This window comes from Streptomyces sp. SID12488 (genome assembly GCF_010548275.1).
In the GTDB taxonomy this organism is placed as follows: Bacteria; Actinomycetota; Actinomycetes; order Streptomycetales; family Streptomycetaceae; genus Streptomyces.
The window spans coordinates 84,828-95,798 of sequence record NZ_JAAGLT010000035.1; the positions used below are offsets into that span (position 1 = coordinate 84,828).

Genomic DNA, 10,971 nt, shown 5'->3' on the forward strand with positions numbered 1-10,971 from the left:
CTCCTGGTCCTCGGGGATCGCGGTCTCGGTCTGGTTCATCAGCCGTGCAGCCCGCACTCGGTCTTGCCGCGGCCCGCCCAGCGGCCGGCGCGCGCGTCCTCGCCCTCCAGCACCCGGCGGGTGCAGGGCGCGCAGCCGACGGACGCATAGCCGTCCATCAGCAACGGGTTGGTGAGTACGCCGTGTTCGGCGACGTACGCGTCCACGTCGTCCTGCGTCCAGCGGGCGATCGGGGAGACCTTGACCTTCTGCCGCTTCTCGTCCCAGCCGACGACCGGGGTGTTCGCCCGGGTCGGGGAATCGTCGCGGCGCAGGCCGGTCGCCCAGGCCGCGTACCCCTTGAGGCCCCGCTCCAGGGGCTCGACCTTGCGCAGTGCGCAGCACAGGTCGGGGTCGCGGTCGTGCAGCTTCGGCCCGTACTCGGCGTCCTGTTCGGCGACCGTCTGGACGGGGGTGAGGGTGAGGACGCGGACGTCCATCACGGCCTCGACGGCGTCACGGGTGCCGATGGTCTCGGGGAAGTGGTAGCCGGTGTCGAGGAACACGACGTCCACACCGGGCATGACGCGGGAGGCGAGGTGGGCGACCACCGCGTCCTCCATGGAGGAGGTCACACAGAAGCTCTCACCGAAGGTGGCCGTGGCCCACGTGAGGATCTCCAGTGCGGAGGCGTCCTCCAGGTCACGTCCCGCCTGCTCGGCGAGCGCCTTCAAGTCGTCGGTCGTACGGTCTTTCTGAATCGTCGTCATATCTCGTCCCCTCCAACTTCCTTGTGCTGAAGCCCCCGGGCGAGCAGCCCGAGGAACTTCAACTGGAAGGCTCGGTTGCAGGCTCCGCATTCCCAGGCGCCGTGGCCCTGTTCGTTCGGGCGCAGATCCTCGTCGCCGCAGTAGGGGCAGTAGAAGGGGGCGGCGCGCTCACTCATGAGAGGGACTCCTCGCCGGCCCGCAAGGCCCATGTGGCGAACCGCTCGCCGTCCTCGCGCTCCGCCTGGAAGTTCTTCAGCACGCGCTCGACGTAGTCCGGCAGCTCGTCCGAAGTCACCTTCAGACCACGGACCTTGCGGCCGAAACCGGCCTCCAGTCCGAGGGCGCCGCCCAGGTGGACCTGGAAGCCCTCGACCTGCTCGCCCGCGTCGTTCAGGACCAACTGGCCCTTGAGACCGATGTCCGCGACCTGGATACGGGCGCAGGCGTTCGGGCAGCCGTTGATGTTGATGGTGATCGGCTCGTCGAACTCCGGGATACGGCGCTCCAGTTCGTCGATCAGGGAGGCGCCGCGCGCCTTCGTCTCGACGATCGCGAGCTTGCAGTACTCGATGCCGGTGCAGGCCATCGTGCCGCGCCGGAACGGGGACGGGTTGACGGTCAGGTCGAGGGCCTGCAGGCCCTCGACGAGCGAGTCGACCTGCCCCTCCTCGACGTCGAGCACGATCATCTTCTGCTCGACGGTGGTGCTGAGGCGGCCCGAGCCGTGGGCCTCGGCGAGTTCGGCGATCTTCGTGAGGATCGTGCCGTCCACGCGGCCGACGCGCGGGGCGAATCCGACGTAGAAGCGGCCGTCCTTCTGGCGGTGCACGCCGACGTGGTCGCGCCAGCGCTCGACGGGCTGGGCCGGGGCCGGGCCGTCGGTCAGCTTCCGCTTCAGGTAGTCGTCCTCCAGGACCTGGCGGAACTTCTCGACGCCCCAGTCGGCGAGCAGGAACTTCAGGCGGGCGCGGGTGCGCAGCCGCCGGTAGCCGTGGTCGCGGAAGATCGAGATGACGCCCTCGTAGACGTCCGGGACCTCGTCCAGCGGGACCCAGGCGCCCAGGCGCTGGCCGATCTTCGGGTTGGTGGACAGGCCGCCGCCGACCCAGACGTCGAAACCGGGGCCGTGCTCGGGGTGCTCCACGCCGACGAACGCGATGTCGTTGATCTCGTGCGCCACGTCGAGCAGCGGTGAGCCGGAGATCGCCGACTTGAACTTGCGGGGCAGGTTCGAGAAGTCCTTGTTGCCGATGATTCGGCGCTGGATCACCTCGATGGCGGGCGTGCCGTCGATGATCTCGTCCTCGGCGATCCCGGCGACCGGCGAACCGAGGATGACGCGGGGTGTGTCACCGCAGGCCTCGGTGGTGGACAGGCCGACCGCCTCGAGCCGGTTCCAGATCTCCGGGACGTCCTCGATGCGGATCCAGTGGTACTGGACGTTCTGCCGGTCCGTGAGGTCGGCCGTGCCGCGCGCGAACTCCTGCGAGATCTCGCCGATGACCCGCAGCTGCTCGGTGGTGAGCCGGCCGCCGTCGATCCGGACGCGCAGCATGAAGTACTTGTCGTCCAGCTCCTCCGGCTCCAGGATCGCGGTCTTGCCGCCGTCGATGCCGGGCTTGCGCTGGGTGTACAGGCCCCACCAGCGCATCCGGCCGCGCAGATCGTTGGGGTCGATCGAGTCGAAGCCCCGCTTGGAGTAGATCGTCTCAATGCGTGTCCGCACATTGAGACCGTCGTCGTCCTTCTTGAACTGCTCGTTCCCGTTGAGCGGGGTGAAGTGTCCCGCGGCCCACTGACCCTCACCACGGTGACGGCTCACCTTGCGGCGGGGCGCGGCGGCAGGGTTCTGCGGGGTGGCGGCCATGATTCTTCGTCCTTCGGACAGGCGGAAAGCGGCTCTTACCTGCGCGTACGGGCGCACGGTCAGACTGGCGCGGCTCTGCGCAGGCTGAGGCAAGGGGGAGGAAGCGGCGATGCTGAAGGGACGTCAGCTCGCCGGACAGATGGCGCTGGACATGCGGCCGAGGTCGACGTGCCGCCGACTCACCAAGGCAATCCCAGTTCCAGACATGACGGAAGCGTGTCACGGCGATCTGGACACAGTCCAGCATTGTCCGTCATGCGGACACCCTTGTCTCGTACGATGAGACGAGGGTGTCATCGATCACAGGGCGCGTTCACGACAGGCCGAACGCCCGGCAGCCGACCGTTCCTGACCAGGTCAGATACGGTGCGCCCCCGGCCAGGGTCCGGGCGCGGCCACCTCCTTCTCCTCCTCGACCTTGGTGTCGAAGAGGGTGAAGCCGCGGCGCAGGTAGTTGTCCATCGCGTGCTCCCCGTCCTTGCTGCATGTATGCAGCCAGACCCGCTTCGTCGGCGCCAGCCCCGGCCACCGTTCCCCGAGGTCCCAGGCCCGGGCGGCCCCGTACGCCAGCAGGTGTCCGCCGATGCGTCGGCCCCGGAAGGCGCGGATCAGCCCGAAGTAGACGATCTCCACGGCCCCGTCGTCCTGGGGCTCGAACTCCACGTAGCCCGCCGGGGTGCCGCGGTCGTAGGCGACCCAGGTTTCCACGCCCGGGCGCTCCAGATACTCCTGCCAGCGGGCGTACGTCCAGGTCAGCCGGTCGGTCCAGCGGATGTCGCCGCCGACGGACGCGTAGAGGTAGCGGCTGAACTCCGGTGAGGGTACTTCGGCGCGGACGATCCGTACGTCCCCGCCGGGCCCGGCTGCGGGCAGCAGGTCGGTCGGCGCGGTCTGTTCCAGGGACCAGGTGGTCACGGCGATGTTGCTCATAGCGGCCAGGGAATCATGGTTCGTTCTGCTGCGGGCCCGGTGGGGGCTTGTCGCGCCCCGCGGCGGAGCCGCGAATGGGTACAGCCCCGCGCCCCTGTCGGGGCGCTGGCGCGCACCCGACTATTTCAGGGAACCGGTGATCGATGACAGAGGGACGGCGTACAGGACCCGTTCCGGGACCGGTGTGCCGCGCCAGCCGGAGTGTTCGTCCGCCGCCCGTTGTGTCTGGGACCAGAGTTCGCCGGTGCCCTCCCAGTAGGAGAGGGACTCGGCATGTTCGCCCCAGCAGCGGCGGGACTCGTCGTCGGAGCCGCAGCGGGCGGCCTTCGCGCCCTCGGAGTCGAGCCGCCACAGGGTGCCGTGCCGGTCCTTGGCGCCGGGGGCGAGACCGACGTACCAGTCCGCCTTCTCGTCGCCCGCCGACCGGTAGGACAACACGCCCTGGATGCCGGTGGCCTTCGTCGAGTAGGCCTCCACCGCGTTCACACGGCCGAAGACATTGGCGCCGAGAAGGCCGGAGCGGTCGCCCGCGCGGCTGAACGAGTAGCGCCAGAGGCGGCTGCGCTGATCGGCGCCGGCCGCGACCGACTCGCTCGCGACCAGGCTGTCGGGCGTGGAGCTGCGGTCCAGCGAGAGGGAGCCGAAACAGGGGGTGCGGTCGTCGGCCGCCGGATCGCACGCGCCACCGGTCAGGCTGTACGAGGCGACGGCGGGCATGACATACCCGTACCCGTGCGCCGACCAGCCGCCGGGGACCCGGCCGACCGCAGGGCTGTCGACCGAGGCACGCTGGATGCGGTTCATGTCGTAGACGTACAGGGACTTACGGTCGGTGTCCGTGGGCGAGGCGGTGACCAGCAGCTTGTCCTGGTACCAGACCATGCCGGAGATCGAGGAGGCCAGCTTGCGGTAGTCCGAGCCGTCCTCCGTGGGGACGACCAGGAGCACCCAGCGGTACGTCATGTCGGACAGGTCGTTCGCGTCGATGACGGCGACCCGCGCGAGACCCTGCGAGACCTCGGGCTCGTCCGGTTTGGCGTCGTTGTGCGTCCAGCCGGAGAGGATCACCCGGTTGGCACCCCAGCGGCCGTCCTCGTCCGCGTCGCCGGAGGTGGTGACGGACTGCGGCAGCCAGCGCTGACTGGCCGAGTCGGCCTCGTCCCAGCAGTACGCACGGGTGGCCGTCGGTGCGACGGGCAGCGCCTCGGTCTCGGTGGGGGCGCACCCGGCCGAGCCGTGCAGCGTGCGGTTGGTGTGTTCCAGGACGGTGCTCACACCCACCGTGCCGCCCATGGAGGTGGCCAGCCGGTCGAGCGAACGCTTCGACGCCAGATGCTCCTTGAGCTGGAAGTCCTTCAACTCGGCGGCGGAGGTGATGGATCTCAGGGGCCCCGGGTTGTCGCTGCTCACCGCCTGGGAGGCACTGACGAAGGTGGCCGCGGCGGTCAGAGCGAGGGCCGTTCCGGCGAGAACGCCGCGCAGCGCTCTGCCCCTTCTCTGCCTGCGGTGTCTGCCGCGATACGTCATTACATCCTCCCGAGGCAGGCCAACTGCGGCTCGCGTTCCGTACGTTGAACCGGAGTCGCAGTGTGGGGGGCCGTGGGATGGATGGTACGTCAGGGGGCGCCGAGCCTGGTCGAATACGCCGGAATCCTTACCCCTGTGTTGCCTCCAGGGGTCGTTCGGCCGCGTTTCCTCACCCCGGCGTCACGGCCGGGTCACTTTGTGTCGTCCGGCGCCGTCCAAACCCCTGTGGCCTTCTCCGCTTCCCGGCCCTGGACCACCGCCGGCGCCGTCGAGTGGGACAGGAGGTCGCGGGAATCGTCCGGGAGGAGGAGGGTCACCTCCGCGTCCTGGCTGAAGCGGTACGGGCGGTGGTCGAGGAATTCCCCGAGATATCGCCGTATCCGCGACATCTCCGCGCGTACGGTCACCGTGCGGGCCGGATCGCCGAACACGTCGTCGGCCAGGCCCGCCGCGCTGCGGCCGGTGGGGTGCAGGGCCATGAGGTAGAGCAACTCGGCGTGCCGCGGACTCAGTTCGTGGGTCCAGGAACCCGCGGGGCCCGACACCGCCACCGACCAGCGACGCGGTCTGCGCAGGTCCAGGACGATCCGGGAGGCGCCGTGCGGCTCGGGCTCGTCCGCGGCGCGGATCAGCCAGCCGCCGGCCAGCGGTTCCACCGCGCACGCTCCCAGCACCGGCAGCAGGCGGCGGCCCGGGGACAGCGCCTTGGGCAGAGCGACACGGTTCGTGTACGGCAGGCCGGTGACCGCGGCCGTCCAGCCGTCCCGGTCCACCGCCAGGGCCCGCCCACCGAGCCGCGCCAGCACCGGCGCCGCCGCCGAGCGCAGCCGCTCCAGCGACTGGTGGTGCCGCTCCCGCAGCCGCGCCTCGGCGAGCTTGGCGACCGAGTCGACCCAGGCGAGCGTGGCGGGGTGCACGGTCTCCAGCGGGCCGCTGACATCCACCACGCCGATCAGCCTGCCGTCGCGGGGGTCCAGGATGGGGGCGCCCGTGCACGTCCAGGTGGCGAGCGACCGTACGAAGTGCTCGGAGGCGAAGACCTGTACGGGGCGCCGGGCGACCGCCGGCGTGCCCACGCCGTTGGTGCCGACGACCTCCTCGGCCCAGTCGGCGCCGGGCTCTATCCCGAACCTGTCGGCCCTGCGCAGCACCGGTGTACTGCCCTCGCGCCACAGCACCGTGCCGTTCTCGTCCGCGACGAGCATGATGTGCTGGGTGGCGTCCGCGACCGACAACAGCCCCTGTCGCAGCACCGGGAGGACATGCCGCAGCCGGGAGGTCTCGCGCCGCCGCTCCAGCTCCTCGTGGGTCAGCAGCCCTGTCCGGACGCCGTGGTCGGGGTCGACGCCGCTGCGCAGCATGCGGTCCCAGGACTGGCCGATCACCGGGCGGGGAGCCTGGAGCGGTCGCCGGCCGGTCAGGCGGGCCGCGCGTACGTCGCTGAGCAGCCGCGCCGCCTGCGCCGCGTCCCGAGCGGCGAGTTGCGCGACGTCCATCGGCGGATTCCCCACTGTGTCCTCCCGACCCGTATTGATTGGATGTCTTATGGTGCCGCCCCAGGGGAGCGGAGGACTACAGTCCGCACACAGCCGCCAACAAGTTGCAACCCCCTGCAACCCTGGTGAACCGCCCTGCGGTGTCTGAAACTTGGGCGACGCCGCCAGCGCGGCGTCCGTGCTCCCGATCGATGCGGGGCAAGTGGGCGGGGGTGGTGCCGTGTCGGCGCAGCACCACCTCCGCCACATGAGCGGCCGGGTGGTTACGCCACCGGCCGGGCCCGCTCCACGACCGACGCCAGGTCCAGGGTGTGCGGGAGGGTACCGAAGGCGTTGCCCCAGTCGCCGCCCAGACGCGAGGCGCAGAACGTGTCGGCGGTCTCCGGCGGTGCGAACCGGACCAGCAGTGAGCCCTGGAGCACCAGCGCGATCCGCTCGACCAGCCGCCGTGCCCGGCCCTCGATGCCGTCCAGGTCGGCGAGTTCGGTCAGCAGGTCCTTGATGGCACCGTCCAGGCGGTGGTCGGCTCCGCGCGCCTTCCCGACCTCCTGGAGGAACGCGTTGAGCGCGGCGGGCTCCCGCTGGATCGCCCGCAGCACATCCAGCGCCTGTACGTTCCCGGCGCCCTCCCAGATCGAGTTGAGCGGCGACTCGCGGAGCAGCCGGGGCATACCCGACTCCTCGACATAGCCGTTGCCGCCCAGGCACTCCGACGCCTCCACCACCAGCGGGGTGCAGCGTTTCGTCACCCAGTACTTCGCGGCCGGCAACGCGAGCCGCAGGAAGGCCCGTTCCTGCTCGCCCCCGTCGTCATAGGCGGCGGCCAGCCGCAGCGCGAGCGTCGTGGCCGCCTCCGACTCCAGGGCCAGATCGGCCAGTACGTTGCGCATCAGCGGCTTGTCGACGAGCTTTCCGCCGAAGGCCTCGCGGTACGCGCAGTGGTGGACGGCCTGGGCGACCGCCTGCCGCATCAGCGCGGCGGCGCCGAGCACGCAGTCGAGCCGGGTCGCCGAGACCATCTCGATGATGGTGCGCACCCCGCGCCCCTCGTCCCCGACCCGGCGCACCCACGTCCCGTCGAACTCGACCTCGGCGGAGGCATTGGACCGGTTGCCCAGCTTGTCCTTGAGCCGCTGGATCCGGAACTCGTTGCGCGTGCCGTCCTCCAGCACGCGCGGCAGTAGAAAGCAGGTCACGCCGCCGGGGGCCTGCGCCAGCACCAGGAAGCCGTCCGACATGGGCGCCGAGCAGAACCACTTGTGGCCCGTCAGCTCGTACGTCCCGTCCTCGGCGAGCGGCCTCGCGACGGTCGTGTTGGCCCGTACGTCGCTCCCGCCCTGCTTCTCCGTCATACCCATCCCGAAGAGCACACCGGTCTTCCGGTCCGCCGGCCCGAGCCCCTCCTCGTACACGGTGGACGTCAGCCGGGGCTCCCACTCGGCGGCGAGCGCCGGGTCGGTGCGCAGCGCGGGCACCGCCGCGTGGGTCATCGACAGCGGGCAGCCGTGGCCCGCCTCGGCCTGCGACCAGACCACGAACCCCGCGGCCCGCCGCACATGCCCGCCCGGCCGTGTCCAGGCCGCCGTCATCCCGGCCGAGACGCCCTTGCCGAGCAGCCGGTGCCAGGCCGGATGGAACTCCACCTCGTCGATCCGGTTGCCGTACCGGTCGTGCGTCCGCAGTTTCGGGGGGTTCTCGTTGGCGAGCGCTCCCCATTCCTGCACCTGTGCCGACCCGGCGGACTGTCCCAGCCCGGAGAGGTCGTCCCGGGCCTCCTCCAGAAGCCCGGGGTCCAGGTGCCGCTCGACGGCCGCGACCAGGGCCTTGTCGGCGGTGAACACGTCATATCCGACCAGGGGCGGCACCTGGTTGGTCACGGTGTGGGTGCTGGCTGCCATACAAGGAACCTACCGTCCCTGCTGACTGACCAGGAGCGATCCCGTTCAGCCGCACGCCCCGCCCTCACGACCTGGCCGGTCGGGTACGGCCGGAGGCGAGCCCCAGACGCCGTACCCGGTGTCCCAGGTCGCACGACCACGTCGGCCCGACCGGCCCAGGACTCCGCAGGCCCGCGAGCGGACGGTCACACGATCGAGCGAACCAGGCCTCGACCGTTCCCACCCGTCAGGCCGGCCGGGAGAGTGCCGCCAGTTCGTCGGAGGCGCGGGACGCCAGGTTCTGGCCGGCGGCCTGCTCGCCCTGGAGGGCCTCCAGCCAGCCGGGGTGGTACACGGTGTCGAGGTAGCGCTCGCCGAGGTCCGGTGCGATGGCCACCGCGGTGAGGTCGCGGCCGTCGTGCCGGTCCAGCCACTCGGTCGCCCCGCTGATCACCGTGCCCGTGGACCCGCCGAACAGGAAGCCCCGGGAGGCCAGCCGGTGGCAGACGCGCACAGCGTCCGGTTCCTCGACGTGGATCACCTCGTCGATGTACGACTCGTCGAGCAGCTGCGGCCGTACGCTCGTGCCCAGGCCCGGGATCATCCGGGGCCCGGGCGGACCCCCGAAGGTGACCGAGCCGACGGCGTCCACGGCGACGATCCGCACCCGCCGGTTCCACTGCCAGAACCAGCGCGCGCAGCCCATCAGCGTGCCGGTGGTCCCGGCGCCGACGAACAGGACGTCCAGGCCCGGAAACCGGCGGGCGATGGCGGGAGCCGTCGTACGGTAGTGCGCCCGCCAGTTCCCGTCGTTGGCGTACTGGTTGAGCCAGACATACCGCTCGTCAGAGGCGCACAGCGCGCGGACGTACCCGATCCGGGCGCCCAGGAAACCGCCGTGCAGGTCGGGCTGGTCGATGACGTGCACCCGGCTGCCCAGCGCCTCCATCAGACGGATCGCCTGCGCGTTGCAGCGGGAGTCCGTCACGCACAGGAACCGGTATCCCCGGCTCGCCGCGAGGACACTGAGCGCCACGCCCAGGTTGCCCGAGGAGGACTCCACGAGAACGGAGCCCGGACGCAGCCTGCCGTCCCGTTCGGCGGCCGTCACCATCTCGTAGGCGGCCTTCATCTTGATCGAACCGGCGAAGTTGAAGCCCTCGCACTTCAGATAGAGGGGGATGCCCACGGTGGCCCGGAGGTCGACGTAGAGCTCATCCTCGTTGAAGTCCGATGGCTGGGAAATGACTGGCATGTTGTCCCCCTGTGTGCGGCGCACCTGTGCTCGGCCCGCCTGATCTGTGGCACCGCACCCGGTGACCGGGCGCTGCGACCGACCCCCCCCCGGGAGGGTTCAGCCGTGCCGGCGCAGTTCGTGGAAGAAGTTGTCGACGACACGCAGTTCGCCGCGGCGGGCCACCTCGTCGTGGACGAACCTGCCGACGGCGAGGTCGAGCACTCCGAGGCCGAAGGGCGAGAACACCACCGGCCGGTCCACCGGGACCCTCGTGCGCCCGGTGAGTACGTCGTCCAGCGTGCCGTCGATGAACTCACGGCAGCCGGTGAGCTGTTCGGCCAGATGCGGCGAGGTCTCCGCCTTCAGGCAGTGCTCGACGTCGTCCACGAAGTTCGCCGAGGCGAGCAGGATCTCGGGAGCGAGATCGCGGAGCGAGACATGCAGGACGAGCGGATGGTGGTCGAACCACGACACGTCGTGGATGTGCGGTTTCGCGGCGACGGTGGCGAACACCAGCAGGTCGCTCGACCTGACGAGCTGTTCGGCGCTGTCGTGCACGGTGACCTTGCCGGCCCCGTCCGACCGCTCCAGATAGCCCCGGAAGCCGGTCGCGCTGTCGGCGGACAGGTCGTACACGCCCGTCTCGTCGAACTCCCAGCCGGTGGCGGCCAGATAGGTGTGGATGTAGCGGGCGATGAGCCCGGTGCCGACGAACCCCACGCGCGTGGGCCGGGCGCGTCCCCGGCTCAGCCGGTCGGCGGCCAGCGCGGCCGAGGCCGCTGTGCGGGAGGCGCTGATGATGGAGCTCTCCAGGCAGGCGAACGGATAGCCCGTGTCGTGGTCGTTGAGGATCAGCACGGCCGACGCCCGCGGAATCCCGGCCGCCACGTTCTCCGGGAAACTGGAGACCCACTTCAGCCCGTCCACGTGCACGTCCCCGCCGATCGACGCGGGCAGCGCGATGATGCGCGACGACGGACGGTCCGGGAACCGCAGGAAGTACGAGGGCGGGTTCACCGAGTCCCCGGCCCCGTGCAGCCGGTACACCGTCTCGACCAGGTCGACGACGTCCGACTCCCTCCCCTGCAGGGCCTGTTGGACCTGCTCACCGGAGACGACGGAGAACGGCGGGACCGTGACAGGGTTCGTGGTCATGAGGCTGTCCTACCTTTCAAGAGTGGTTGCTCTGGTCATTCGTAAGATCGGAGGACCCAGGGGCTCTGGGTATGGCTGTCATGGGCGAGACCACTCGATGGCTTAAGGGACTTGGCCACCTGGAGCCCCGCGA

General features: G+C 70.5%; 10 protein-coding genes. All 10 read right to left on the reverse strand.

Translation table 11 applies throughout. From position 1 onward, the window contains the following. Positions 1 to 38: 38 nt before the first annotated feature. Positions 39 to 749 (reverse strand): phosphoadenylyl-sulfate reductase, encoded by a 711-nt coding sequence (locus G3I56_RS36520; protein ID WP_164416716.1) that lies wholly within the window; start codon positions 747 to 749, stop codon positions 39 to 41. Next, entirely contained in the window at positions 746 to 925 is a 180-nt protein-coding gene (locus G3I56_RS36525) for a hypothetical protein (RefSeq protein ID WP_164416718.1), read from the reverse strand. Before G3I56_RS36525 ends, G3I56_RS36520 begins: the two co-directional genes overlap by 4 nt. Next, positions 922 to 2,616, reverse strand: a complete 1,695-nt coding sequence (locus G3I56_RS36530; protein ID WP_164416719.1) for a nitrite/sulfite reductase — start codon at positions 2,614 to 2,616, stop codon at positions 922 to 924. Before G3I56_RS36530 ends, G3I56_RS36525 begins: the two co-directional genes overlap by 4 nt. Before the next feature lie 123 nt (positions 2,617 to 2,739). Further along, on the reverse strand, positions 2,740 to 2,823 hold the full coding sequence (locus G3I56_RS45165) for a putative leader peptide (protein ID WP_309486338.1): 84 nt from the start codon (positions 2,821 to 2,823) through the stop codon (positions 2,740 to 2,742). A gap of 150 nt (positions 2,824 to 2,973) precedes the next feature. After that, positions 2,974 to 3,546 carry a GNAT family N-acetyltransferase gene (locus tag G3I56_RS36535; RefSeq protein ID WP_164416720.1) on the reverse strand — a complete coding sequence of 191 codons (573 nt, stop codon included), beginning with the start codon at positions 3,544 to 3,546 and terminating at the stop codon, positions 2,974 to 2,976. A 120-nt stretch (positions 3,547 to 3,666) separates the two neighbouring features. After that, positions 3,667 to 5,073, reverse strand: coding sequence for a hypothetical protein (locus G3I56_RS36540; RefSeq protein ID WP_164416721.1), 1,407 nt, complete (start codon positions 5,071 to 5,073; stop codon positions 3,667 to 3,669). A 191-nt stretch (positions 5,074 to 5,264) separates the two neighbouring features. Then, on the reverse strand, positions 5,265 to 6,569 hold the full coding sequence (locus G3I56_RS36545; protein WP_164416722.1) for a helix-turn-helix domain-containing protein: 1,305 nt from the start codon (positions 6,567 to 6,569) through the stop codon (positions 5,265 to 5,267). Positions 6,570 to 6,832: 263 nt separating this feature from the next. After that, positions 6,833 to 8,467, reverse strand: coding sequence for an acyl-CoA dehydrogenase family protein (locus tag G3I56_RS36550; protein WP_164416723.1), 1,635 nt, complete (start codon positions 8,465 to 8,467; stop codon positions 6,833 to 6,835). 226 nt (positions 8,468 to 8,693) lie between these two features. After that, entirely contained in the window at positions 8,694 to 9,701 is a 1,008-nt protein-coding gene (sbnA, locus tag G3I56_RS36555; protein WP_164416724.1) for a 2,3-diaminopropionate biosynthesis protein SbnA, read from the reverse strand. Between the two features lie 99 nt (positions 9,702 to 9,800). Then, a complete protein-coding gene (sbnB, locus tag G3I56_RS36560; protein ID WP_164416725.1) occupies positions 9,801 to 10,838 on the reverse strand; it encodes a 2,3-diaminopropionate biosynthesis protein SbnB in 1,038 nt (345 codons plus the stop codon). Positions 10,839 to 10,971 lie beyond the last annotated feature (133 nt).

Bases quoted from the DNA above. Each gene is read 5' to 3' on its own strand.
- sbnA (WP_164416724.1), bottom strand. From the start codon at position 9,701: ATGCCAGTCATTTCCCAGCCATCGGACTTCAACGAGGATGAGCTCTAC.
- G3I56_RS36535 (WP_164416720.1), bottom strand. From the start codon at position 3,546: ATGAGCAACATCGCCGTGACCACCTGGTCCCTGGAACAGACCGCGCCG.
- G3I56_RS36520 (WP_164416716.1), bottom strand. From the start codon at position 749: ATGACGACGATTCAGAAAGACCGTACGACCGACGACTTGAAGGCGCTC.
- G3I56_RS45165 (WP_309486338.1), bottom strand. From the start codon at position 2,823: ATGTCTGGAACTGGGATTGCCTTGGTGAGTCGGCGGCACGTCGACCTC.
- G3I56_RS36525 (WP_164416718.1), bottom strand. From the start codon at position 925: ATGAGTGAGCGCGCCGCCCCCTTCTACTGCCCCTACTGCGGCGACGAG.
- G3I56_RS36545 (WP_164416722.1), bottom strand. From the start codon at position 6,569: ATGGACGTCGCGCAACTCGCCGCTCGGGACGCGGCGCAGGCGGCGCGG.
- G3I56_RS36540 (WP_164416721.1), bottom strand. From the start codon at position 5,073: ATGACGTATCGCGGCAGACACCGCAGGCAGAGAAGGGGCAGAGCGCTG.
- sbnB (WP_164416725.1), bottom strand. From the start codon at position 10,838: ATGACCACGAACCCTGTCACGGTCCCGCCGTTCTCCGTCGTCTCCGGT.
- G3I56_RS36530 (WP_164416719.1), bottom strand. From the start codon at position 2,616: ATGGCCGCCACCCCGCAGAACCCTGCCGCCGCGCCCCGCCGCAAGGTG.
- G3I56_RS36550 (WP_164416723.1), bottom strand. From the start codon at position 8,467: ATGGCAGCCAGCACCCACACCGTGACCAACCAGGTGCCGCCCCTGGTC.